This is a genomic window from Corynebacterium timonense (genome assembly GCF_900105305.1).
Classification (GTDB): domain Bacteria; phylum Actinomycetota; class Actinomycetes; order Mycobacteriales; family Mycobacteriaceae; genus Corynebacterium; species Corynebacterium timonense.
In genome coordinates, this window is record NZ_LT629765.1 from 2,425,067 (window position 1) to 2,449,207 (window position 24,141).

Consider the following 24,141-nt stretch of genomic DNA (forward strand, 5'->3'; position numbering starts at 1 on the left):
CCTTAGTGGGCACGTGACTGGAACCGCGGCGCTAGAGGCTGTAAAGAGCTTGCAGGGCTCGGCTGGCTTGCTCGCATAGCGAGGTGACGTCCTCATCGGGAAAATACGATGTCGCCGAAGCCCCGAAAGCACCGCGCACTGTATCGACAACGGCAAAGCACACGCCGCCGCCGGCGGGCGGTTCGTAGAAATAAACATGTGGGATGTCCCCGGGGTCAATTCCTTCGATGAAGCGGGCTTGCTGCGAAGATGCAGCGCGGTCCGCGGCGGTGCTGAGAAAACCGACGTGAATGTCGGGGTTGTCGGTTTCGAAAAAACACGACGCTCTCTGCATTGTTGAGTCGTAACCAAGGTCGATCTTCCCGACGAACCCCGCTGCCGCGAATTCTTCGTCGGAGATCTCGGCGCATGGATTAAAAAGGTCGGAGCCGATGGTGTGCGGATCAAATTCACCGATAACTAGGTCTCCGCTACGGAAATGGAACGCAGAAACCTCCCCGGCTTGTACCGGCCCAGTCGTCGTTGGTTCTGCTCCGGTGAGCGGTTCATTGGCAGGCGCGCTACCGCATGCTGCCAGTCCTGCAACCACACAGACAACGAGACTTCGAAGTGCGTTCATGGCATACCCCCACAATCGAAAACCGTACAGTTCTGCTGCCGGTTGCCCCCTTGGCCGCGAGCTAAGCGGCCGTTCTATTGCGTCAGATGGTACTGCACGCAATTCTTCGATGCTCAAAATCGATGAAATCGACCGCGACATCGCGGCTTAACCCAGAGACTATGCATTGCATAGTTTTGCGGGACACGGAGAACTTCGCGTGCGTACTTTTGGGTGGGGAAGCTGGCGCGGCAACTATGCATTGCATAGTGCTTCGGCTTGTGGGCTGGCCCGAGGGGCTCCGCGTTGTCGCGGCTCAACCCGCAGCCTATGCAGTGCATAGCTTTGGCGGGGGGGGAGCGCCGTGTCGCGAGAGTCCGCAATGTCGGAGGTGCCGGTCGTATGGGTATGCATTGCATAGTTCGAAAGAGTCCGCACTGCGGACTTTTGGGTGGGGAAGCTGGCGCGGCAACTATGCATTGCATAGTTTTGCCGGGGGGGAAGCGCCGTGTAGCGAAAGTCTGCAATGTCGCAGCTGCAGGTCTTATGGGTATGCATTGCATAGTTCGAAAGAGCCCGCACCGCGGACTTTGGGGCGCGGCAACTATGCAACGCATAGTTCTGCGTTGCGCGCGGGCGGCTCGGGGACTTGACCCTTGGTGCTGGTCACGCTGAAACCAGCGTGGTGCTGGGGAAAATGAGGTATTTTTCGCCGCCTCACCAACCACCTTCGCCGAGTAGTCCAAGGGTGTGGCTGTCTCGCTTTGGGGTCGACCCCGCGGCCGCGATCAGCGCGATCGTCTCCGAGCTCGGGGTCAATCGCAACGCCTGTGCTCGACCCACGCCGCCGACGAGAAAGCTGCCGGCCGAATTGCGGCGGTGGGCAGCGAGCGCGCACCCGACGGCGCGCTCGAGTGAACTCCCGTGCCCGGTGAACTGAGCCCCAGAACGACGCTAAAAAGGCTATTCGTAGCGCAGCGCCTCGATGGGACGCATTCTCGCTGCGCGGCTGGCGGGGTACCAGCCGAAGAACAGGCCAATGGCGAGCGAAAACAAGAGCGCGATGAGCGCGGCCCCGACCGGTGGAAGAACCATCGCTCCTATGAATGATGTGCCGAGCATGCCAATAGCCGTGCCGAGCGCAACGCCGAGCGCTCCGCCGAGAAGGCAGATCATCATGGCTTCGGTGACAAACTGGGTGCGAATGGCGCGCCGGGTGGCGCCGAGGGCCATGCGAATGCCGATCTCGCGGGTGCGTTCGGTGACGGAGACGAGCATGATGTTCATGACGCCGATGCCGCCGACGAGGAGGGAGATGCCGCCGATGGCGGAGATCACCATGCTCACGAGCGCCATCGTTTGGTTGAGACGGTCGACGTCACTCTTGGTGTCTTGAGCTGCGGCGTGGTAGTCGGGATCGTCGGCGTAGGCCCTGTCGGCCCACGTGGTAATGTTTTCGCGTATCTCGTCGGTGGTGGTTCCCTCCGCGGCCCGGATCTGCAGCCCGCGGAACCCTTCGACGGGCTCTTGGCCGAGGCGGGCCTGCGCCGGGTAGGGCACGTACATCGATGCGTCCTCGAACGTGCCGACGAGCGGGGAGGACACGTCGGCGCGGCCGTACGCGCCGACCACTTGGAGGGAGACGAAGCGGCCGTTGACGTCGGCGTCGATGAACTGGCCAATCGCGGATTGCGGGTCGCCGTTGAAATAGGTGGCGACGATTTCCGGCGAAATGATGGTGACGTTGCGGTCGCCGTCGATGTCTTCGGGGGTGAGGAGGCGTCCGGCGGTGATGGGGTGGTGCTGCATCTCCACGTAGTCGGAGTTGGTGTACATGAGGCGGGCGTGCCCTTCGTTGAGGCCCCGGGTGATGCGCCCGTTGTCGCTTCCCGCGTCTAGGGCGATGCCGCTTATCGACGCCCCGAGGTAGCCTCGCAGGTCATCCACCATCGCGGGGGTGATAAGCGCTGACGGGGGCACGTCACCGAGGCCCCCTGTGAAGGCCGGGCCGTCGTCGTTCGTGCGGGTTGACACCTCGACGAAGACGTCGTTAATGCCGAACTGCTCGAGGTCGTTGAGGAGCTGCTTTTGCATGCCCTTGCCTAGGGTCATGATGGCCACGACTGCTGCGATGCCGATGATGACGCCCATGAGGGTCAGCACGGCGCGCATCTTGTTCACGCGGAGGCTCGTGGCGGCGAGCCGGATGGATTCGCGAAGGCTCACTACGGTTCCTGCGTCGCTTCCGGAACCTGCACCCGCTGGCCCGTCATGGGGCGGTAGGTGCCCGGGTTCTTCAGCACCCGAGTGCCCTCGGCGAGACCGCGAACTTCGGCCTCGAGGTCGGTGATGATGCCGAGGGTGACGTCCTGCTCGGTGACCTCAAACTCGCCGGGCGAGCCGTCGACCTCTCGGAGGGTGAGAACAGAGTAGGAGCCGTTGTCGTCGATGACTGCCTCGCGCGGCACGGTGAGTGCCCCCTGCGCGCTGTCGGTGGTGATCTGCAGCTTCGCCGAGCCGCCGATGCGGAGCCCCTCGGTGTCGCCGAAAACGTCGATGGTGACGGGGAACTCGGGGCGTGCCGGCGTCTGGGGGGCGCCTTCCGCGGGGCGTGGGGTGGCCGCCACGGAGGACACATCTGCGATGCGGCCCTTGTACTGCTTCAGCCCGGTGCTGGGGGTAGTGAATGTGACCTCGTCGCCGACGTTCACGCGGCCGGAATCCACCTCGTTGACGTTGGCGGTGAGCGTGAGGCGATCCGGGTTGGCCACGGTCAGAAGATGCCCGGAGGAGGGCTGGCCGCGTTGGGCGACGACCTCGGTGACCACGCCCTTGATCGGGGAGCGCACGTCGCCTGAGGCGATGTCCACGCGCAGCTGGGCCTGGCCCACCTCCGCGGCGATCCGCTGCGCCTCGAGGCCGCGCTGCGCGGCGTCGACGCTGGTGCCGGCGGCCTGCAGCTCGTGCTGCACGGCCAGTTGTGTGGCGTCGCGGGCGATGGCGGCGTCGTTCATCGCGGCGAAGGCCTCGGCGACGGCGCCCTGTTTCTCTCCGAGGCTTGCGTCGACGGCGTGGAGCGCGCTCTCGTACGCCTGCTGCGCGGCCTTGAGCTCCCGCTGGGCCCCCGCGTAGCGCTCGTCTGCCTCCAGGATGCCCACGATGGGTGAGAGCGTATCTGGCTGCTCGGTGAGCGCGTTGATGTAGGTGTTCAGGTCCGCCCGCACCGTGTCCAGGCCCGCCAGGTTGACGTTGCGGCGCGCAGTATCGACCGCGTTGGCCCGCTGCACAGTCTCCGGGTCGCGGCCGACGTTGACCTGGTCCTGTCGCGCGGTGAAGTCCGCGACTGCCTTCTCGTAGCGGGCAGTGGCTTCGCGCAACTGCGCATCGGCGGCGGTGATGCGGGAGTTCAGGCCGGCGTTGTTCGCCTCCTGTTGCTGCGCGAGCTGCTGCTGTGTGCGTTCGATCTCGTTAAGCATCGTCACATCCGACGCTATCTGCTGTGCGCGTTGTGAATCCAGCTGGCGCTGCGCGTTCGAGGTGTCGATGCGTGCGACAATTTGGCCCTCGTTGACGGGTTGGCCAACGCGGACCGGTATGTCCGTGACGGGGCTGGTCAGAGTGGTGGTCAGTGCCACCGTCTCCCGCGACGACACCGTCCCCGAGACAGACACGCGCGACGTGAGGTCTTTCGCTGCGAGTTCCACCACGTCGGCCGGGGGGATCTGTTCGCCTCCTCCTGCGCAGGCGGCGAGTGTGGTCGAAAGGAACGCGGCGGCGGCAAGGGGGATAAGGGTGAACTTATTTTTCACCGGTTCAGATTAGCAAAAACTCATCTACATGCCACTGGCTAATAGCTGAGCTTCCTGCCCCGTCCACCGGCGGGGTGGCGCAGCTTGGTGGCGTCGCGGTGGATCCACAAGCTGATGCGGTGCAGGGTGGCGGGGGAGATCTCGGTGTCCATCACGGCGGCCCAGTAGGCCACGGTCTCGTCGTGGTAGTTGTGCCCGTGGGGCGAGGGGCAGTTCTGGGAGGTCAGCTGGTCGATGCCCACCTGCCAGAAGGTGATGAAGGGCGCCCACCGCATGGTGTCCGGCACGTCGAGGCGCTGCGCCGCGGGGGCGGGCCGGCTGCGCGAACCGGGCTCTTTCAGCCAGTCCGGGGCGCGCCAGGCAAGGGACCAGTCCCACCAGACGACGGGGTCGGAGGCGTGCTGGGCGAAGACGGCGCGCGGCGTTTCCCACTCGTTGGCGTAGGTGTCGCCGGAGAAGTCGTGGTCGAGGTGGTCGGGGTGGGCGCAGAAGCGGATGTGGCGCCCGCCGTCGACGACGGGGAGCCGCTGGGGGCTGCCGTAGTCGCGGCCCCGGGTGAGTTCGCCGTGGACGCGGGTGAAGCCGGGCGCGCCGGAGAACACGGCGCCGGTGACGCCGTTGAGGAAGTCCTCGGCGCTGTCGGAGGCGTCGCAGACGCCGTAGGCGCCGAGGGATTCGCCGCCGAGGTAGAGCTTGGGTCGCTTGTGTTTCGGAAGGGTGGAAAGGCGCGCTTGGATGGCGTCGATAAGCAGGCGGGCGGACCGCGTGGGGGATTCGCGGTCGGCGAGGTAGGAGTAGACGGAGGGCAGGTAGGAGTACTGCATGGCTACGATGGCGGTGTCGCCGCGGCCGACGAACTCGAAGCCGGAGGTGTGGAAGTCGTTGATCCAGCCGGTGCCGGCCGCCGACATGATGGCCAGGTGCGAGCGCTCCCACGCGCGGGTGCGGTCGAGCTCGGCGAGCGCGAGCTGAACCATGTCCTCGGTGGTGCGGCCCTCGTCGAGGCCGATGAAGACGCGGATGGGTTCGCGGGCCTCGCCGCCGTCGTCGAAAAGAAGCTCGATGTCGCGCTTGCGCGGGCCGCCGGAGACGACGGCGCGGCCCTGGCGGCCCATCGTGGACCACGGCTCCAGCGAGGCGGGGGAGCCGGAGCGCTCGCGCTCGCGCGGGCGGGGCGCGCCGACGAGGAACTCGCGGTCGAGCTTCTCGGCCTTGCGGTAGACGCGGGACAAGAAGTTGCGCACCACGACGCGGTCGGTGAGCAGGATGGAGACGGCAGCGCCGCCGGCGATGGCGAGCGGCCAGGAAGCGAGTGCCGGGAGGCGTTTGCCGAGGACGATATTGAAGACGTCGATAAGCACTTGCAACGCCTCCCCGACGGCGAGGAGGGCGCCGTAGCCGAGGGTGCCCACTGTGATGCCGGCGAGGGATTTCGCGAGCTCGAGCTCCTCGCGGCCCTCGACGAGCTCGACCTGCGCGTTGTGGCGGCGCCGCGAGCTGACGAAGGTAGCCACCGTAACAGCGCTCATGCCGAGGTGAAGAACGCTGTTGACCGTGCGATGAGCGCGCGGGTGGGCCGGAAGCGGCGACAGGGCGCGGACCCCGCGCAGCAACTCGCTGATCGCGGTGCCCGCCACATGGCCCACGCCCTGGCAGATGGCTACGTTCGCGGCGACGACCGGCCAGGTGTGGGGCAGAAGCGACGGTGAGATCGCGCCCCACGTGGCGGCTTCCGCGCCGATGACGCCCGCGCCGAAGTTCTCGGGCAGGCGGCGCAACCCGCCCATCCGCACCACCGGCGTCAGGTCCGCCCACACCTCCACCACGAACAGGGGGACGGCGAGGATGCCGTGGCGGCGGACATCGTAGCGCCCCTTCGCTTTGGCCACCGCCCGGCCGACCTGCAGGCGGGTCTCCGAGTCCTCGGCAGGCCGGTTGAGCCAAGCGAACAAGTCCCGGAAACGAGGGCGGGGGGTGGGCCCGTGAAGCGACATGCAGACCATTGTTGCAAACCCCGCCCCGGCGCGCAGGGCGCTTCCGGTCGCGCAACCGCGCGGGTCGTTGTAGGTTTGGGACACGTGACAACACTGCTGGGCAGCACCGGAAGCAAAGGCAACACGTCAGGCTCGCGCACCGAGGCGGATGCGCCGAAGATCGTCGCCCACCGCGGCGCGTCGGGCCTGTACCCCGAGCTCACCTTCGCCGCCTTCGACGCGGCGTTGAAGATGGACATCCACGGCATCGAGTGCGACGTGCGGCTGACCCGCGACGGCAAGCTCGTCGTCTTCCACGACCCCGTGCTGGAGCGCACCTCCGACGGCAAGGGCCGCGTCTCCGCCACCGACTACGCGGACCTGCGCGAGCTCAACGTGGGTACGGAGGATAGCCCGCAGCGCATCATGCTGCTCGAGGAACTCCTCGAGCTCATGCAGGACTACCCCGACAAGCACATCTACATTGAGACGAAGCACCCCACCCGCTACGGCCCGGAGGTGGACGAGCAGACCCTGCGTATTCTCACCTACGCGCGAATGCGCACCTCGGAGCGCGTGCACCTGATCTCCTTCTCCCACCGCGCGATGCGCTACTTCACCCACTTCGCCCCCGAGCTGGAGACGTTTTACCTGTTCCGCCTCCGCGAGAAGAAGTGGAACAAGAACAACTGCATGCTCTCGCGCCCCTACGGCGTCGGTCCGGCCCTGAGCCACCTCAAGGCGCGCCCGAAGCTGCTCGGATACAAGGGGCTGAAGACCTACACGTGGACGGTGAACACCCCGCGCGACATGCTGTGGTGCCGCGACAACGGCGTCGACGTGGTTGCCACGGACATGCCCCACCTGGCCGTGGAGACCTTCGCGCGCGCCGCGGTTGGGGGCTCGACCGTCGGGTAACATGTGGCCCCATGGCCAAGAAGAACCGCAGACAGCAGGACGACCTTCCCGAGGGCATGAGCCGCCGCCAGGCGAAGCTCGCCGCTCGCGCCGCCGAGCGCGAGGCGCTGAAAAAGGACCCGCGCCCCTACGGCGGGCTCGCCGCCGAGACCGATCTCATCGCTCTGCAGGAGTTCGTCCCCTCCGCCGTCGCCGAGTTCGACGTCGCGGGCGAAAAGGTCAACGTGGTCACGGTCCTGCCGGGCGCCGGCGCGGCCCTTGTGCGCGCCGCGGACCAGGGCGGGGAGCGTTTCGTCGCTCTCCAGGTCGCCTCGCACTCCGCGAACCCGGGCCGCGACCTCGCCTACGCGCTCAGCTGGGTGCTCGAGGCGGAGCCGGGGCAGACCCTCCAGTCCACGGCGGCCGACGGCAGCCAGCCCGAGCTTTCTTCGCTTATCGACGCCACCGCGGTCCCCACCATCACCGAGCACCAGGACTTCTCGTGGTGGTTCCCGTCGGGCGCCCAGGTCCCGGCTGACGTGCAGCAGGCGCTCGCCCGCGCCAACGACGCCGTGATCCCCTCCACCCAGGTGCGCGCCGACGTGCCCGGGTCGGTGTGGTGGGTCAACCCCGGCGGCGGCAAGGCCCACATCCGGTGGGTGCGCCCGGAGGAGAGCGAGAACCGCGTCCTCGCGGCGCTGGCCCGGGTGGCCGCCCGCGGGGAGCTCCACCTGGGAGAGGGCACGAAGTTCGCCGGGGTCTTCCGCACCCACGGCGTCGCGGTGCCGGTGTGGGACCTCGACCCCGCGGTCGAGCCCTCCTCCTACGCGGACGCGCTGGTGAACCTGAACGCGATGATCGAGGCCGAGTACGCCAACGAGGCGCAGCTCAGCGCCGAGGAGCGCAAGCAGCTGGATAACATCAAGTCGCGCCAGGTGACCATCTAGGTACGTGCGGGCGAAAGGGGTTCGCGGGATGTTCGCCGGGTGGGTATGAGGTCTCGTCCGTGTCTGCTGCGACAACGCCCCGCCCCGCCCGCTCCGGCACCGCCACCCTCGGCCCGGTCGAGGTGGCGCTACCCACCAACGAGGCCGAGGACTGGGCGATCAACTACGCCTACTTCTAAACTGCGCCACCCTCTCGGGGCGTGGTGGGGGAGGAACACCGCGACGAAGGCGGCCAGCGCGAACGCGAGCTGCGCCCAGTAGGGCCAGTCGTGCAATCCCGCGGTGAGTAGGAGCAGGACGAACAGGGCGGCGATGATCTTGCGCTCCATGGTGGTGTCTTTTCCGTTGAGGCCTCCGCTGGGAATACCTTTTCCCCGGCCACCCAGGTCTGCCACGTAATCGGCATGCCAGGGCGGTAGGCTAGGTTGATGGCGTTGGCCGCGCCAGATAGCTGAAGAAGTGGAGCTGGTCATTCTTGCCCCAAAAGGGTGTGCACGAAAGTACCCAGTATTCCTGCAGGCAGGAAGCGGTGATTCGCGGCACGTAATGTCGTTGACGAGCGAAACCTCGCTCAATCGATCTGAAGAAGGGGTACCAACATGGAGAACATGCGTTCCTTGGGGGGGCATTGCTAGCTTTGATGATGGGATTCAGCTCAGCAATCCCTACTGCACAGGCAGCTGATTCCGTCAACTTCGGAAGTGATCAGGCAGCAGCTTCTGATAAATCCACTCCTGAAGCGTTCCTGTTCGGAGAATTCGGGGAGATGGAACGAAAAGTTGAGGTCATTCCGAATGCCCACGGGCTAAGGTTCGAACTCCATAAAGACGACCAGCTCAAAGTCGTGGATGAAAGAGTCGTTGTTGCCGATGGGGAGGGCAAAGCGCTTGTGGAGCTGGATCCAGACCTCCCGGAAGGGATGACACTTTGGATGGATGAAGAGAAAAATGAAGTCTTCGCCGTGCAGGAGGGTCCTTCTTTTCGAGGCTGTACCGACAACAAGTGGGTGAAGTGGGGAATTCAAACAGCCTGGGACGGCCTGGTGTGCGTACCAGCCACGATCGCTACCGCTCCCGGCGTTGTTACGGGTGCTCTAACCGCGGCTGGTTGTCACGCAGCGGGAGGCGCACTGACCACCGCCGCAAGTTGTTAGGAGGAAGTAGTGGCTTCTACGTCAACTAACTCAAAAGAAGGGTTTAGCTGGGCGCTGTCCGCGATTCTCGCGGCAATTATGACAGTTGACCCCGCGCTGTTGAGCGACGATCACGTTCCTTACTGGGCGTACGGGGCTAAGTTCCTCGCGATCCTTTTTGCGGTGCGCGCGATCAGCCAGCTTGCGCAAGATCCCGGTGACAAGAAACGGATGATCACCTTTGCGCTGGTCTCGGCGGTCTTCATCCTCCTACTCGTCGTCGCCTTCGCACTCGCTTAGGCCGAGTACACCTTTTCCCCGCCCACCCAGGTCTGCCACGTGATCGGCATGCCGGGGCGGTAGGCGAGGTTGATGGCGCTGGCTGCGTCGAGGACGTGCAGGTCGGCGGCCGCGCCGGGCACGAGTGTGCCCTTGGCGGGGCGGCCCTGCGGGTCCTTCCCGGCGCCGACGTTGTGGCGTCGCAAAGCCTTTGCCCCGCCTGTGGTGGCGGCGGCGATGGCCTCGTCGAGGGTGAGGCGCTGCTGCAGCACCGCGGTGGTGACGCAGAAGTTCATCGAGCTGGTGAACGAGGTGCCCGGGTTGAGGTTCGAGGCGATGGCGACGGTGGCGCCGGCGTCGATAAGCGCACGGCCGGGGGCGAGCTGCTCGCGGGTGGACAGGTCGCAGGCCGGCAGGAGCGTGGCCACGGTGTCCGAGCCGGCGAGGAGCTCGATGTCGGCGTCGCTGAGGTAGTTGACGTGGTCGACGCTCGCGGCGCCCATCTCCACGGCGAGGCGCACGCCTGGGCCCTCGCCGAGCTGGTTGCCGTGCACGCGCACGCCCAAGCCGGCGTTCTTTCCGGCCTCCAGGACGCGGCGCGACTGCTCCTCGGTGAAGGCGCCGCGCTCGCAGAACACGTCGATCCACTGCACGTGGTCTTTCACCGCGTCGAGCATCGGGCCGACGACCTCGGTGACGTACTCCTCGGCGTCGGCGCCCGGCGGGACGAGGTGAGCGCCGAGGAAGGTGACGTCGTCGACGTGGGAGGCAGCGACGCGGGCGGCCTCCGCCTCGGAGGCGACGTTGAGGCCGTAGCCGGTCTTCGTTTCAAAGGTGGTGGTGCCGCCTGCGCGGCCGGCGGCGACGCGCTCGGCCACGAGCTGGTGCAGGCGCTCGGTGGACGCCGAGCGGGTGGCCTCCATCGTCACGGCGATGCCGCCGGCGGCGTAGGACTCCCCCGCCATGCGGGCCTCGAATTCCGCGGCTCGGTCGCCGTCGAAGACCATGTGGGTGTGGGAGTCGACCCAGCCGGGCAGCACGGCGCGCCCGCCCAGGTCCACGGTGTCGTCGGCGCCGGCTGGGGCGCCGGCCGCGACACCCACCCACTCGATGACGCCGCCGTCCATCAGAAGGGCCGCGTCTTTGATGGTGCCGAGCTCCGAGACGGTGCGCAGTTCGGAGATTCCGGTGAGAAGAGTGCTCATGGGTGCCTTTCTACCTGGGGGGATGCGGGGCGTCGCTAAGCGCGCGTTTAGTCGCGCGCCGTGAAACGCATCGGGATGCGCACGCCGCGCTCCTCGGCCACCTCGTGGGCGCGGGTGTAGCCGGCGTCGACGTGGCGGATGACGCCCATGCCCGGGTCGTTGGTGAGCACCGCCTTCAGCTTGGCCTCGGCGAGCTCGGTGCCGTCGGCGACGGTGACCTGGCCGGTGTGGATGGAGCGGCCCATGCCCACGCCGCCGCCGTGGTGGATGGACACCCAGGTTGCGCCGCCGGAGACGGCGGTCATGGCGTTGAGCAGCGGCCAGTCCGCGACCGCATCGGTGCCGTCGAGCATGGACTCGGTCTCGCGGTAGGGCGAGGCGACGGAGCCGGAGTCGAGGTGGTCGCGGCCGATGACGATCGGCGCCTTGACCTTGCCCTCCTTGACCAGGTTGTTGAAGATCACGCCGGCCTTGGCGCGCTCGCCGTAGCCGAGCCAGCAGATGCGGGCGGGCAGGCCCTCGAACTCGACGTACTCCTCGGCGGCGTCGAGCCAGTGGTGCAGGTGCTCGTTGTCGGGGAAGGCCTCCTTGATGGCCTGGTCGGTGACCTTGATGTCCTCCGGGTCGCCGGAGAGAGCCACCCAGCGGAACGGGCCGAGGCCCTCGCAGAACAGCGGGCGGATGTAGGCGGGCACGAAGCCGGGGAACTCGAAGGCGCGGGTGTAGCCGGCCTTGCGGGCCTCGTCGCGGATGGAGTTGCCGTAGTCGAAGACCTCGGCGCCTTCGTCCTGGAACTCGACCATCGCCTGGACCTGGGCGGCCATGGATTCGCGGGCCTTCTTGGTAAAGGTCACTGGGTCGGCGGCCGCCTCGGTGCGCCACTCGTCGACGGTGATCTCGGTGGGGAGGTAGGACAGCGGGTCGTGCGCGGAGGTCTGGTCGGTGACGATGTCCACGGTGACCTCGCCGGCGCGGTGGCGGCGCAGCATCTCCGGGAAGACCTCGGCGGCGTTGCCCACCAGGCCGACGGACAGGGCCTTCTTCTGCTCTTTCGCCTCGGTGACCAGGCGGATCGCCTCGTCGATGTCGGTGGTGACCTCGTCGAGGTAGCGCTTTGCTTGACGACGCCTCAGGCGCGTCTCGTCCACATCGACGATGAGGCAGGCGCCGCCGTTGAGGGTGACCGCCAGCGGCTGGGCGCCGCCCATGCCGCCGCAGCCGCCGGTGAGGGTCAGCGTGCCGGCGAGGGTGTCGCCGAAGCGCTTCTTCGCCACCGCGTAGAAGGTCTCAAACGTGCCCTGCAGGATGCCCTGGGTGGCGATGTAGATCCAGGAGCCGGCCGTCATCTGGCCGTACATCATGAGGCCCTCGTCCTCGAGGGAGCGGAAGTGCTCCCAGTTGGCCCAGTCGCCGACGAGGTTGGAGTTGGCGATGAGCACGCGCGGCGCCCACTCGTTGGTGCGGAACACGCCGACGGGCTTGCCGGACTGGACCAGCAGGGTCTCGTCGGACTCGAGGTCTGTCAGCGTGTCGATGATCGCGTCGAAGGCCTCCCAGCTGCGGGCGGCGCGGCCGGTGCCGCCGTAGACGACGAGGGTGTCGGGGTGCTCGGCGACCTCGGGGTCGAGGTTGTTCTGCAGCATGCGCAGCGGCGCTTCGGTCTGCCAGGACTTGGCGGTCAGCTCGGTGCCGCGGGGTGCGCGCACCTCGCGGGCGCCTTCGGCCCAGTTCTTCTCGGTCATGAGTTCCTCCTTACAGGTAGGGTGTCACGCGCTGCGGGCCGGTGTCCCGGGGCTGTCCCCGCCAACGGTGGGCTGCGTTTCGTTCAGCGCCGATGGTAACGCGCGCCACACCAGGGGCACGACACAAAAAAGAACCCGGGTGTCTCGAATTCGAGACGACCGGGCGTTACCGCTGCTTATCGAAGGGTTCCGACGCGCTTTTCGACGCCCTCCACGTACGCCCCGCCCTTCACCAGCGCCACGGAGTGCTCGATCTCCGGGGAGAGGAAGCGGTCCGTTCCCGGGCCCTCGACCACGGAGCGCAGGACGTCGATCGCCGCCTGCGTGCCGGGCGCCGCAGCGCCCTCGCGCATGTCGATGGCACGGGCCGCCGTGAGGATCTCGATGGCGAGCACGCGCTGCAGGCCGTCGATGCTGCGGCGCAGCTTGCGCGCCGCCGACCACCCGAGCGAGACGTGGTCCTCCTGCATCGCCGACGACGGGATCGAATCCGCCGACGCCGGGGTGGCGTTGCGCTTCAGTTCGCTGACGATGCCCGCCTGCGTGTACTGCGCGATCATGTGCCCGGAGTCCACGCCCGGGTCGTCCGCAAGGAAGGCGGTGAGCCCGCGGTTGCGCGCGGTGTCCAGGAAGCGGTCCGTGCGGCGCTCGCTCATCGACGCCACATCGGCCACCACAATGGCCAGGAAGTCCAACACGTAGGCCACCGGCGCCCCGTGGAAGTTGCCGTTGGAGGCGACGCGCCCGTCCAGCGCCACCACTGGGTTGTCTACCGCCGCGGCCAGCTCGCGGCCCGCCACCAGCTCGGCGTGGGCGAGCGTGTCGCGGAAACCGCCAGCCACCTGCGGGGAGCAGCGCACCGAGTACGCGTCCTGCACCTGCTTTTCCTTGAATTCCTCCGCGGCCGCGGCGAGGATCTCCGAGCCGGCGGCGACGGCGCGGATGTTCGCCGCGGCGTCCGCCTGTCCCGGGTGGGGGCGCAGCTGCTGCAGGTCGTCGGCGAAGACGGTGAGTGTCCCGTTAAGCCCTTCGACCGTCATAGCGGTGGCGATGTCGGCGACCTTCGCCGCCTCGCGCAGGTCGGCGATGGCCAGGCAGAGCTGGCCGAGCATGCCGTCGGTGCCGTTGATGAGCGCCAGGCCCTCCTTCTCCTCGAGTGCCAGCGGCTCGATGCCCGCGGCGGCCAGCGCGTCTGAGGAGGCGACGACCTCGCCGCCGTCCACGCGCACCTCGCCCTCGCCGAGCAGCGCCAGGGCGCAGTGGGCCAGTGGGGCCAGGTCGCCGGAGCAGCCCAGCGAGCCGTACTCGCGCACCACCGGGGTGATGTGCGCGTTGAGCACCTGTGCGTAGGTCTCGGCCACGACCGGGCGCACGCCGGTGCGGCCGGTGCACAGCGTGGACAAGCGAAGGAGCATCAACGCGCGGATGACCTCCTCTTCGACCTCCGGGCCGGAGCCAGCCGCGTGCGAACGGACCAGCGAGAGCTGCAGCTGTGCGCGCAGGTGCTCGGGGATGTGGCGGCGGGCGAGTGCGCCGAAACCGGTGGAGATGCCGTAGACGGGCGTCGGGTCGTTCGCCAGCTCCTCGACGCGCTGGCGGGTCGCGGCGACCTCGTCGAGCGCGGCCGGGTCGATCTCGACGGTTGCGCCGTGGCGGGCGACGGCGACGACCTCCTCGACGCTGAGCGCGCCGATGCCGACGGTGACGGTGGCAGGGGAGGTGGAGGTGGTCATAGCTGTCCTTTCTGCGGGGTGCATGCGTGATCGGAGCCCCTGCGAGGGCTCGAGTGGGTACAGCGCGCGACAGCCAGACGCGACGGGGGTAAGTGTAGCGGGTGAGTGCGGTGGGGCGCTACGGGTGGGGTGGCGGGCACGTGCAACCATGGCGTCGTGGGGGTGCGTAGGGACTTGCTTGAGCGCGAGGTGCTCGGGGGGTTGGACAAGCATTACCAGCTACGTCGGCCAGTAGCGTTCCTGTAGGGTACCGCCCTCCGTGGTACTGCATGTGGTACTGGTTGTCCATGGACGGCTGCATTGGCGACATTGTGGCGAAAATGGGGAGAGCCTCCGCCGGCATAAGGTTCACCGAGCTGGAAAGAGTGTGTGACCACTACTTTGAGAAGGTTGCGTCCGTTAGCGTGGTGTATCTGTGACTGTCGGTGAGGGGCCTCATGAATGTGTGAGGCGGTAACCGCAGTACCTTTCGAATCAATTCCAACATCTCCTCGAAAGGAACCAACGCGATGGCCGCTGGACCCAATCATATCGACCCGACCGCCTATCTTGATGAGCTGCTCGCCCACACATCCCCGGGTCTGATGCGTCAGATGCTGCAGGATGTCATCAACCAGATCCTTGTCCACCCAAGCAGACAGCGTCTGCGGGGCTGACTACGCCACCGTCAGCGACACCCGCACCAACCACCGAAACGGCTACCGCCACCGCGACCTGGACCTTCGTGTGGGCACCATCGACGTGAGAATCCCGAAACTTCGCCACGGATCATTCTTCCCCGACTGGTTGCCCCCGCGCCGCTTAAGAGCAGAACGCGCCCTGGCTACCGTCGTAGCCACCTGCTACCTCAAGGGGGTCTCCACCCGCCGCATGAATGACCTGGTCGCCACCTGCGGGATCACCAACCTGTCGAAGTCGCAGGTGTCTACCATGGCCAAAGAACTCGACGTGATGGTCGACAACTTCCGCACCCGCCCGTTGGGCACCGGCCCCTACCTCTATTTTTCCTGCGACGCGCTGACGATGAAGGTGCGTGAAGGTGGGCGCGTCGTGAAAACCAGCGTGCTGCTGGCCACCGGGGTTAACGCCGACGGGTACCGGGAGTTGTGTGGTATGCAGGTCGCCACCGCCGAATCGGTCGCGTCGTGGACCGGGTTCTTCCGCGACCTGAAAGCCCGGGGCCTGGATCAGGTGTACCTGGTCACCAGCGACGCCCACCTAGGCATCCAAGCCGCTGTGGGTGACTGCCTACCCAACGCGTCCTGGCAGCGGTGCCGCACCCATTTCGCGAAGAATCTGTCATCGATGGTGCCGAAAACTTAAGTGGCCGACATTGTCGGCGATGTTTCACACGATCTTCCAGCAACCCGACGCCCACACCGTGTGGGACCAGGCCCGAGACGTTGTCGAGTTTTGCCAGCAGACATTCCCCCATGTGGCGCATTCACCTGGAGGAATGTGTCTGATCTGATGTAGTTGGTCCGGTTCGGTTTGGGAAGTAGGCCGTGTTGGCGGCCTGTTTTGGTACGTTTCAGCGCGGAAAATTAGGCCACTTCTCCATGTGGCTGTGACTGGTGTGGCCCCTTTTTTGGATAGGGAAAGGGCCATGCCGATAACGATCCCCCAGTAGGTTTCTGTTCCTGAGAAATGTCCCGCCTTCGTTTGTCCGCGAGGTCTGAACTGCTCCCCATTAGTTGGACTGAGAAATCAGTTGCTAACAACTAGTGGGGAGCATGTTCTTTGAGAGCACGTAGTTCGCTGAGTGAAGTTCAGCGTGAGCAGTTAGTCGACCTTTTCGAGCAGGGAATGGGTTCCAGAGCCGCTGCTCGTGTTGTCGGTGTCTCGAGGGATGCAGCGCGCTGCCTCTATCGCCGTTTCCAACTGCGTGGCAGGCTATGTCTCGTGGAGAAACCGAACAAGCAGCGCTACTCCTTCGAGACGAAGAAGGAGGTTGTGGAACGTCATCTGGCCGGTGAGTCGAAGATGGATCTTGCCCGAGAGTTCAATCTTTCATCCGACCAACTCGTCAAGGACTGGGTGATTAAGTGGCGCAAAGGCGGCGACGAGGCTCTGCGCCCGAAGCCGAAGGGCAGGCCGAAAGGTTCAGGCAAACCGAAGGTGCTTTCTGAGGAAGAAAAGCTTCGCTGCCAGGTTGAACGGCTGGAAGCGGAAATCGCCTACTTAAAAAAATTGCGGGACTTGAGGAACCAGGGACACGCCTAAAAGCCCAGGCGATCGTCATCCTCAAGTCACACCACCGCTTGGAGTACCTCCTGGATGCGGCCGACATGGCACGCTCGACTTTCTTCTACCACCAGAAACGACTCACCGCACCGGATAAACATGCCGAGCTCAAACAGGCGATCCGGGACAGTTTTAAGCGCAACAAACACCGCTACGGCTACCGGCGGGTACTGCTCGACCTTCGGAACCAAGGTTGGATAGTCAACCACAAACTTGTCTTAAAGCTCATGCGCGAGATGGGCTTGAAGGCCAAGATCCGCCTGCGCAGGCCCTACGTCTCCTACGCAGGCACAACCAGTCACATCGCCGAGAACACACTCGAGCGCAACTTCACCCCGGATAAGCCCAACTCTGTTTTCGTCAGCGACGTCACCGAGTTCAAGGTCGCCGGCCGCAAGGTGTATCTCTCACCGGTGATGGACCTGTTCGACCGCTCAATCGTCGCCCACACAGTGGCCACATCGCCGACTACAGCGTTGACCTCGGCCTCGTTGGCGCAGGCGATCGAAGCGTGTGCTCCAGAGCCGGGCTGGATGATCCACACCGATCAAGGATTTGTCAAGCCCCGAGTTTTGTAGAGGGTTTTATTGTTGTCGATTAGGCCGCTTGGGTGTTCGCGGCGGTGTATTCCTGATGGGCCTGGCGGGGCGGGCGGTACCCTAGCGCCGAGTGCACACGACGGTTGTTGTACCAGCCGACCCATGTCGACGTCGCGACGAGAACATCTCGCAGCCCCGGCCAGGTCCTACGGTCGATGAGTTCAGCGCTTCTGCCATTGCGTTGTCTCAGGAGTCTCCCTGCGAGCCAACCGAGGCGATAACCTGCGACTGGGCCAAGGTCTCTCCGTAGACGACCGACCTGTACTGCACGCCCCTGTCTAAAGTGATGGATCAGACCGGAGACATCTTCACCGGCGCGCAGGCGCGCTGACAAGGCCATGTCAAGTGCGTCTTTAGCCAGCGATGTGCGCATGTGGTTGGTGATCTGCCAGCCAACAATCTCCCGGGTATACGCGTCGAGGACGAACGAGGCGTACACCCACCCGACACGCGTGGGGATGTATGTGATATCCGCGACCCACAGCCGGTTCGGCGCATCGACACAAAAGTCGCGTGTGACCACATCGGATGGGCAGTTATCGGGGGCAGCGCTCACGGGTGGAGGGCTTTTTCTTCCGGCGCCGGATACCACGGATGCCTTCGAGTGCCATGAGGCGCTCAACGGTGCACCGGGCGAGGTGACCGAAGTCGCCTCGGCGATTGACCTCGGCCCATAGTTTGCGCGCTCCATAGCAGGAGTAGTTGTCGTCGTAGATGGCACGCAAAGCTTTGCGTAGTTGTCGGTCGCGGATAGATCGAGATGATTCAGGCCGGGATTTGTGGGCGTAGTAGGTGCTCAGGGCGATTGTCGCGTTGGTTGCTGAAAGGGCGCGAATAATCGGCTCGACCCCGAATTCCTCCCGGTTGTCGTCGATGAACCGGACGACTGCGTGTGTGGGCGCTCGCACGCGGGCGCGAAAAAAGCTGATGCTCTTTTCAAAATCTCGTTGGCGCGCTTCGCTTCAATCAGTTCAGCTCGCAGTCTGCGGTTTTCTGCTGCAAGATCCATAGATTCAGCCGGGGTTGCCGCGCCGGATTGTTTATGAGCGCGGACCCAGCCGCGCAGAGTTTCCTTGCTCATTCCGAGCTCGACAGCGATGCGGGATATCGCACCACGAGACGTGTCAGGGTCAGCTTGCGCGTGCAGCACCAGTTCGATGGCGCGCTGCCTCAACTCAGGCGTGTACTTCGAGGGCATGTGTAGGGCTCCTTTTCCAAATTCCTACCCTCCATTAAACCCGGGGCGAACCATGTGCACGCCTGACCGCAACATCAACCCCGAGCAAGTCAGCAGACTCGCTCACGGACAATGGTGCCACCTGGGCCAAAACATCGTCATCCTGGGCAAATCCTCAGTTGGTAAAACCTACCTCGCCCAAGCACTCATCACCGCAGCATGCCGCAACGACTACTCCGCACGGTTCTACCGCACCGACATGCTCGCCGCCGAACTGGCAGTCCTCCAACCCGATAACCCCACACGGCTGAAGTTCATCCAGCAACTCCACGACGTCGATGTCCTAGTCCTGGATGACTTTCTCACCACACCTGTTGATGCCGCGACCGCGCACCAGCTACTCAATATCCTCGCCGGGCGGGAACGCAAAGTCTCAACCATTGTGACCTCACAGTTCACCCCACACGAGTGGTACAAGTCCATCCCCGACGCCGTGATCTCCGAGTCAATCCTCAACCGACTCGTCTCCGGCGCCGAAATCATCACACTCGAAGGACCAAACATGCGCCTGACCACCAACGCATAACAACCGGAAACGCCTGAGTGAGATACCGCTACCGGGTACCCACTCAGGCGCTACCAGATACTCACCACACCGCTACCATTTCGGTCTTCTGAACAGTTGGCGTTTACGAATGCGCCGAAAGCGGTGTGGACGAAGGTGTGGTCAAACAACCCCACCGAAAGGCTCAACCGGGAGATCAGACGCCGCACCGACGTCGTGGGGATTGTCCCCAACCGCGACGCCGTCGTGCGTCTGGTCGGGGCGGTACTCGCCGAGCAACACGAGTGAGAGGGATCCAACAGAAACGCTACATGTCGCTCACCAGCCTGGAACAGACCAAGACGATGATGACAGCCACCGTCATTGATGCCGGCGAATCCACTCAGGAGGTTGCATGAGCCCACGCCAGCACAGAGCTCGTGACGGCCCCTGACACCGTCACCCTGCTTGTTCTTATCGAAAGGCAGATACACCACCACCGTGGACTTGACCCTCGAAGCCGCACGCCAGACGGGACGTCTTCGCCTGGTGTGTGCGCTACAACCAGAAACGCAGACACTCATGGTGCGATTATCTCTCGCCCATCGAGTACGAAAACCGCACCTGCGGTAAACTCACCCTGACCGCATAAGTTCAATTCCCTGTGTCCACTTTCCAGGGGTCGGGCCCCCTGGGCTTGACACGAAGGACCAAACATGCGCCTGACCACCAACGCATAACAACCGGAAACGCCTGAGTGAGATACCGCTACCGCGTACCCACTCAGGCGCTACCAGATACTCACCACACCGCTACCATTTCGGTCTTCTGAACACACCAACAAGGGCTCAGGTCCGACCGGGCATCGTTGCTGCCAGCACGATCGATACCGCCCCAGCAAAAGGAAACGAAACCGCCGCATGATCGCACCCCACCCCAGCCCCGAGACGGGCCCTGACAACAAGCCCCCCAGAACAGAACCGAAATTCGAAACCAGATACACCGCCACCCAGGACTTGACCTAGGGGGCAAAAATATCATCGACTCTCGTGACCAAAAGTTCCTAGTACCACTCGTTCCAAGCCGAGCGCGTTCTTATTCGGGCACGGAAATTAAAGGGATTAAGTTGAAAAGGCCGAGGTGCCAAAACGAAATCCCGAAAACCTTCCAATTGACTAGGTGGAAAACAAGACCGGCTGTCGAAACCCCTTTCAGCCCCAAACGGCCAGACCACGCAAGAGGTAACGCAAAGACTTCAAAAAGTAAACATAAACGAGAAAGAATAGACGCATAACGTTTGATAAAGCGCGCGTAGTTCGTTGACTCGCCGTAAAGATCGACGGCATTACGCAGTATATGTCCCCTAGTTAGCCAGTCCCTTGAATCTCGTAGCTTGGACAACCCACTGGCACTGTAAATGGAAGCTGGCACAAATTGAAGGTAGCGCGACGTCCTATCTGAATGCAGTGCGGCGAATGAATAGCAACCAGTTAGGAAATATAAATGCTGGTAAAAAGGGTTAAAACCGTAAACGGCGTTGGATAATAAACAATCTGTATACCAGAACGTAAGAACAGTAAAAGAAGAAAGGCGACGTCTTTTTAAATCGCGAAGAAGTAAACAAAAGGACGCGCCTTTTGCTCTTTCATACCCGTTCATCTGCTGGTCGCGGTCTTCGAACTCTTGGCACGTGCTAACCCCTTCTAGCCCCACTACCCAGGAGGGGGGAAATTGGATGAATCGCGTGCACAGCGCTGCTAAAGAAACAATTTGTCCCACCACTGCAGGGTCTCTAGAGCACCTCAAGGCAATCACTTTCTCTTATCTCGAAGGAGACAGAAGCGATAGGGGAACCACTTAAAGAGCGAAGAGACGACGGTACCTGATAGAAACCGCGCCAACCTCGCCTATGGGCGTGGATTAGAGAGCGGGCAAGGCGGTCAGAATGGCCACGCCGCATGGCTTCTAGAACAACCGAACCGTTCCGCGGGAATTCTAGGGGTAGAATTCGATGCGCGGGAAGTTCCGTGCAGCTGCCATCGTGTAGTTTCACTACAGCTACTACTCGCCGGGGTGGGCGAGGTACAGGACGAGCAAACATGTCGTAGCGCGGTATCCGCTTTCCTAGCTGAGGGAACAAAGCTGAGAATAGAACCAATGCGCAGAAGAACAGCGCTGTAAAGTCGATAGCTCTTACAGTCGATTTACCATGTTTCTTACTCATTTACTGCCCCCTGTTCCCACTGCACCTTTTCACCCGACAGGGAAATAGATTGCGCAGCAAGAATTAGAATCATCTGCGAAAGCAGGTGAGTAGAAAGAATATTCTCAGACGGGTAAAAAGCTTGAGCGTTTTCCTCGAAAAGAAAAAATGACAGAAAGTTATAATACTTCCCACTCTTTGTAATGTCCATGGCGTCTAACTGATCCATTAAAACTTCGGTGTATTCTAATCCAAGCGCTGTTGCCCAACTTGGATCGCGAACTACGTCTAGAAAAATCTGTCTCTCCCGGTTTCTGCGCTGATTGCCCTTTATGCCTACGGATCCAGGGAATTCGTTACGTCGAAGTAAGAAGCGCTGCTTGTCCCCCTGGTTAATTACATAGAACTCCCCCGTCATACGGGGGGAACTCCCACTCCCTTCTGCCCGGTCTTGGACGCTGCCCATGGTTGGACTTTCGTGGATGGATGAAACACTTAGAATCAACGTCTTTACCCTATCGTAGGTTATCTTTACATTTATTGTAGTATCGTACTCGGTATTGGTTGAAGCTGGGAATTCGTCTAGTGGAAGGTCTGTATCAAACACGCTATTATTGCAGGTGGCTCGCGAGAAACGCTGCAATAGATACTCTCGGCAAGAACGGGCCAACGCGGAGACTTCGATCGAATTGACTCGATCCCAGTCGTGGATACCACTAAGCCATGCGGCCACGTCCACGGGATGGTAAGTGGAATGGTTCAGTCCGCCGTAGCCATGGCAAAAGGGATGGTTTTCCTGATATAGGACACCGTCGATGTCTCGGACTTCGCCATCGGCATAAAAGACTGTAATAAATGTGACCTCTTGCCTGCTATCTTTTCTGCACCGATCAATTTCCTTTTTTAGGATCCCGAATTCTTCGTTGTATCTGCGCGAAGAATTAACTGTGATCATGGCGGATGAAGCTTCTCTCGTGGCAAAGCCAATGAAATCTTCTAGCGCTCGTTTCGGCACCTGACTATCAACACTAATCTGAGGTCGGCAAACTATGGGCTTGTCGACCAAAATGGGAACCTTCAAATTAGAAAAAATCTTTAGATATGCCAGGTGTGAACTTGGTTCAGAAGCAATAATGACTCGGTTGATATTAAGCTCTTCCGCCTTGCGCAAGAGCTGGATCTCGTAATTTTCAAGGTCGGTTCCCATCTCAATCCCTTTGAAGGAGATGATGTTCGGATTTTCCTTTCGCAGTCGAGGCACTTGGCGATCTAACACCTCCGGAAGATCGACCACAAGATCGAGTGACCAATCCATCCCTGCAGTTTGGGCAGCCAGCTTAATCATGGGCATATGGAAGTCCCGAAACTGTTTGCCCAAGCCAATAACGCAAACGTGAAAGTGCATCTTATTTACCTTCCTGTCGAAATGTGTCGGGCATTGACCCATAGCGAGATAACAGATAGAGGAGAAAAGACAAGCCAATTATGATCCACATTGCTGCCGGAATCGGCACGCCAGATAACCGATAGTTTGAAATCATTGAAGCCGAGATCACTAAACCGCCAAGGCTGTTAGCGACCTGGAGCGAAGAAGACGAAAGGATATCGGTAAACGTATAGAAGGCCAAGCGATGGTCTTTGCGGATAACGTCCACGGAGAAATGAGAAACCATAATTGAATAAAGCGCTTTAGCCCCGAACATTAGCGGCACCAAGATGACGGGAGCTAAGTTCCTGGCCAACTGATTTAATGTACCGCCAGAAAAGAGCGTAAGAACCAGCCATCCGGTTAGAGATACCGCTACTAGTGAACCGGAAATTAGGATTGTTCTAACCAGCTGCAGCTCCGCTCCCTTTTTAGCGACGAAAATCATCACTAAAATGGAGGTGACGGGTTGCAATAGTAATGCAAGCGAAACAAACCTAAGTTCGGTGCCGATTAGTTGGGTCATAAAGACTGCAATTAGAGGAACACCGATAAAGAGTTGGACAGAGGAATCTAGGGCCAACGTTCGATACCGGGGATTCGCGGTCGACGTCCTAATATCGCGAAGTATGCTTATCAGGGTTGAAGATAAATTTGTATGCGCCTCCCGCTGCTCCTTTACCGCCGGTAGGCCCTTAACCGCCATCAGTGAGCTAACCACGTACAGAATAGTGGTTAAGGTCACTAGCGAGTAAAAAACCTTAGATACGTGGCCATGGAAGACGGTGGCCTGAAGCGCAAAAGCTAGAATCATGGAACTTTGGGAAAGGATCCTGGTCAATGCCATTAGTGTTGGCCGCGTTTGCCGGGGGACAATCTCACTAACCCAGGTGCTCCACACTGTGCCGAACGAAAGGGAATAAGCAATTTCCACTGTCACCGCGCAGATCCCTAGCAAGAGCAGTTGGCTTATCCTCGCCGTGACGAACCATACGGAAAAGAGAATGATTATGAGACAAACGAGCATAGCGGCGATGCCGGTGGTCATCATGTTCCTGTAGCCGACTCGCCGTGCGAGGCTCGGCCCAAGCAATTGAATGGGTATACTGGTTAGCATAAAAAAATAGATGATTGATAGTTTTGCACTGTCCCAACCCAATTCGTTTACTATAAAAAGATTGAATAGATCACCCGAGAGACCGCCAGTTAAACTGCCCAAGAGCATAGTTCCGCTCGCGGGCAATATAACTCGCCAGTAATTGAACCAATTCTGGCCCAGCTCCATCACCCGTTTCGTTGCCTCGGATCCTGCCCAAACGTTTCTGCATATCTTTCCAGCATCGTTTCAAAAGCGTCAGTCAAGCGCGCTTGTTCTTCCGGTGAATCGCCTCCAAAATAGGGATTATGGTGGAGATAGTAGCCGAAAATGTGCTCACATGCCTCATGGTATGCATAAGTATCTAACACGTGCGCATGCCACATCATGTCAATCTCTGGATTGGGTGGGAGGATTTCGCCTTCATATTTGCGCTGAAGGTACAACCACCTCCTATACTCAAATTCGCATAGTTTGGCATGCGGATCCGTGATCGGGGTCTGATTGGGAATTAGCGGCTCGACCAGCGACCCTCGG

General features: G+C 62.1%; 18 protein-coding genes and 3 pseudogenes. 8 read left to right on the forward strand and 13 right to left on the reverse strand.

Translation table 11 applies throughout. From position 1 onward, the window contains the following. Window positions 1–31 precede the first annotated feature (31 nt). From BLT81_RS11535 to BLT81_RS11550, 4 genes are all read right to left on the reverse strand, one after another. A complete protein-coding gene (locus tag BLT81_RS11535; protein ID WP_172812403.1) occupies window positions 32–619 on the reverse strand; it encodes a DUF3558 family protein in 588 nt (195 codons plus the stop codon). Window positions 620–1,561: 942 nt separating this feature from the next. Next, complete coding sequence (locus BLT81_RS11540) at window positions 1,562–2,824, reverse strand: ABC transporter permease (protein WP_019194862.1); 1,263 nt, start codon at window positions 2,822–2,824, stop codon at window positions 1,562–1,564. Beyond that, window positions 2,824–4,407 carry an HlyD family efflux transporter periplasmic adaptor subunit gene (locus BLT81_RS11545; RefSeq protein ID WP_019194861.1) on the reverse strand — a complete coding sequence of 528 codons (1,584 nt, stop codon included), beginning with the start codon at window positions 4,405–4,407 and terminating at the stop codon, window positions 2,824–2,826. Before BLT81_RS11545 ends, BLT81_RS11540 begins: the two co-directional genes overlap by 1 nt. A gap of 38 nt (window positions 4,408–4,445) precedes the next feature. Further along, window positions 4,446–6,401, reverse strand: coding sequence for an alpha/beta-hydrolase family protein (locus BLT81_RS11550; RefSeq protein WP_081582993.1), 1,956 nt, complete (start codon window positions 6,399–6,401; stop codon window positions 4,446–4,448). A gap of 84 nt (window positions 6,402–6,485) precedes the next feature. On the opposite strand from BLT81_RS11550, the gene BLT81_RS11555 reads away from it, so the two are divergent. The 4 genes from BLT81_RS11555 to BLT81_RS11575 all read left to right on the forward strand — a co-directional run bounded on the left by BLT81_RS11555 (window position 6,486) and on the right by BLT81_RS11575 (window position 9,656). Beyond that, entirely contained in the window at window positions 6,486–7,298 is an 813-nt protein-coding gene (locus BLT81_RS11555; protein ID WP_019194859.1) for a glycerophosphodiester phosphodiesterase family protein, read from the forward strand. Between the two features lie 11 nt (window positions 7,299–7,309). After that, complete coding sequence (locus BLT81_RS11560) at window positions 7,310–8,224, forward strand: DUF5926 family protein (RefSeq protein WP_019194858.1); 915 nt, start codon at window positions 7,310–7,312, stop codon at window positions 8,222–8,224. A gap of 640 nt (window positions 8,225–8,864) precedes the next feature. Beyond that, window positions 8,865–9,377 (forward strand): hypothetical protein, encoded by a 513-nt coding sequence (locus BLT81_RS12825; protein WP_155860874.1) that lies wholly within the window; start codon window positions 8,865–8,867, stop codon window positions 9,375–9,377. Between the two features lie 9 nt (window positions 9,378–9,386). After that, window positions 9,387–9,656 carry a hypothetical protein gene (locus BLT81_RS11575; protein WP_019194855.1) on the forward strand — a complete coding sequence of 90 codons (270 nt, stop codon included), beginning with the start codon at window positions 9,387–9,389 and terminating at the stop codon, window positions 9,654–9,656. On the opposite strand, the gene hutI is transcribed toward BLT81_RS11575, so the two are convergent. The 3 genes from hutI to hutH all read right to left on the reverse strand — a co-directional run bounded on the left by hutI (window position 9,653) and on the right by hutH (window position 14,315). Further along, the gene (gene hutI / locus BLT81_RS11580) at window positions 9,653–10,840 is read right to left on the reverse strand and encodes an imidazolonepropionase (RefSeq protein WP_019194854.1); all 1,188 of its coding nucleotides are present in this window, start codon (window positions 10,838–10,840) and stop codon (window positions 9,653–9,655) included. The genes BLT81_RS11575 and hutI overlap by 4 nt on opposite strands. Window positions 10,841–10,887: 47 nt before the next feature. Then, the gene (locus tag BLT81_RS11585) at window positions 10,888–12,582 is read right to left on the reverse strand and encodes a urocanate hydratase (protein ID WP_019194853.1); all 1,695 of its coding nucleotides are present in this window, start codon (window positions 12,580–12,582) and stop codon (window positions 10,888–10,890) included. 176 nt (window positions 12,583–12,758) lie between these two features. Continuing rightward, complete coding sequence (hutH, locus tag BLT81_RS11590) at window positions 12,759–14,315, reverse strand: histidine ammonia-lyase (protein ID WP_019194852.1); 1,557 nt, start codon at window positions 14,313–14,315, stop codon at window positions 12,759–12,761. A 509-nt stretch (window positions 14,316–14,824) separates the two neighbouring features. Here hutH and BLT81_RS11595 point away from each other — a divergent pair. Continuing rightward, window positions 14,825–15,756: pseudogene (locus BLT81_RS11595) on the forward strand (IS256 family transposase); the annotation flags it as partial. Between the two features lie 381 nt (window positions 15,757–16,137). After that, a pseudogene (locus BLT81_RS11600) lies at window positions 16,138–17,113 on the forward strand (IS3 family transposase); the annotation flags it as partial. Window positions 17,114–17,156: 43 nt separating this feature from the next. On the opposite strand, the gene BLT81_RS11605 reads toward BLT81_RS11600, so the two are convergent. From BLT81_RS11605 to BLT81_RS13225, 3 genes are read right to left on the reverse strand one after another with little or no spacing between them, the layout of a single operon-like run. Beyond that, complete coding sequence (locus BLT81_RS11605; protein ID WP_172812404.1) at window positions 17,157–17,714, reverse strand: DDE-type integrase/transposase/recombinase; 558 nt, start codon at window positions 17,712–17,714, stop codon at window positions 17,157–17,159. After that, the gene (locus BLT81_RS13145) at window positions 17,695–18,066 is read right to left on the reverse strand and encodes an IS3 family transposase (protein ID WP_231908947.1); all 372 of its coding nucleotides are present in this window, start codon (window positions 18,064–18,066) and stop codon (window positions 17,695–17,697) included. The genes BLT81_RS11605 and BLT81_RS13145 overlap by 20 nt, the downstream gene beginning before the upstream one ends. After that, the gene (locus tag BLT81_RS13225; protein ID WP_081582992.1) at window positions 17,955–18,356 is read right to left on the reverse strand and encodes a transposase; all 402 of its coding nucleotides are present in this window, start codon (window positions 18,354–18,356) and stop codon (window positions 17,955–17,957) included. The genes BLT81_RS13145 and BLT81_RS13225 overlap by 112 nt, the downstream gene beginning before the upstream one ends. 52 nt (window positions 18,357–18,408) lie before the next feature. Between BLT81_RS13225 and BLT81_RS11620 the strand changes: the two genes are divergently transcribed. Continuing rightward, window positions 18,409–18,921, forward strand: coding sequence for an ATP-binding protein (locus BLT81_RS11620; protein WP_019194849.1), 513 nt, complete (start codon window positions 18,409–18,411; stop codon window positions 18,919–18,921). 96 nt (window positions 18,922–19,017) lie between these two features. Then, window positions 19,018–19,179, forward strand: a pseudogene (locus tag BLT81_RS13445) (transposase); the annotation flags it as partial. A gap of 795 nt (window positions 19,180–19,974) precedes the next feature. On the opposite strand, the gene BLT81_RS12835 reads toward BLT81_RS13445, so the two are convergent. From BLT81_RS12835 to BLT81_RS11635, 3 genes are all read right to left on the reverse strand, one after another. Beyond that, window positions 19,975–20,661: a hypothetical protein gene (locus BLT81_RS12835; protein ID WP_155860873.1), complete on the reverse strand. Its 687-nt coding sequence runs from the start codon at window positions 20,659–20,661 to the stop codon at window positions 19,975–19,977. A gap of 434 nt (window positions 20,662–21,095) precedes the next feature. Continuing rightward, window positions 21,096–22,487 (reverse strand): hypothetical protein, encoded by a 1,392-nt coding sequence (locus tag BLT81_RS12840; RefSeq protein WP_155860872.1) that lies wholly within the window; start codon window positions 22,485–22,487, stop codon window positions 21,096–21,098. 1 nt (window position 22,488) lies between these two features. Next, the gene (locus BLT81_RS11635; protein ID WP_155860871.1) at window positions 22,489–23,556 is read right to left on the reverse strand and encodes an MFS transporter; all 1,068 of its coding nucleotides are present in this window, start codon (window positions 23,554–23,556) and stop codon (window positions 22,489–22,491) included. Between the last annotated feature and the right edge of the window lie 585 nt (window positions 23,557–24,141).

Excerpts from the sequence above, each read along its gene's own strand:
- hutH (WP_019194852.1), bottom strand. The coding sequence starts at position 14,315 with ATGACCACCTCCACCTCCCCTGCCACCGTCACCGTCGGCATCGGCGCG.
- hutI (WP_019194854.1), bottom strand. The coding sequence starts at position 10,840 with ATGAGCACTCTTCTCACCGGAATCTCCGAACTGCGCACCGTCTCGGAG.
- BLT81_RS11585 (WP_019194853.1), bottom strand. The coding sequence starts at position 12,582 with ATGACCGAGAAGAACTGGGCCGAAGGCGCCCGCGAGGTGCGCGCACCC.
- BLT81_RS11560 (WP_019194858.1), top strand. The coding sequence starts at position 7,310 with ATGGCCAAGAAGAACCGCAGACAGCAGGACGACCTTCCCGAGGGCATG.
- BLT81_RS12840 (WP_155860872.1), bottom strand. The coding sequence starts at position 22,487 with ATGCACTTTCACGTTTGCGTTATTGGCTTGGGCAAACAGTTTCGGGAC.
- BLT81_RS11550 (WP_081582993.1), bottom strand. The coding sequence starts at position 6,401 with ATGTCGCTTCACGGGCCCACCCCCCGCCCTCGTTTCCGGGACTTGTTC.
- BLT81_RS11535 (WP_172812403.1), bottom strand. The coding sequence starts at position 619 with ATGAACGCACTTCGAAGTCTCGTTGTCTGTGTGGTTGCAGGACTGGCA.
- BLT81_RS13225 (WP_081582992.1), bottom strand. The coding sequence starts at position 18,356 with ATGCCCTCGAAGTACACGCCTGAGTTGAGGCAGCGCGCCATCGAACTG.
- BLT81_RS12825 (WP_155860874.1), top strand. The coding sequence starts at position 8,865 with ATGATGGGATTCAGCTCAGCAATCCCTACTGCACAGGCAGCTGATTCC.
- BLT81_RS11635 (WP_155860871.1), bottom strand. The coding sequence starts at position 23,556 with ATGACCACCGGCATCGCCGCTATGCTCGTTTGTCTCATAATCATTCTC.
- BLT81_RS11620 (WP_019194849.1), top strand. The coding sequence starts at position 18,409 with ATGTGCACGCCTGACCGCAACATCAACCCCGAGCAAGTCAGCAGACTC.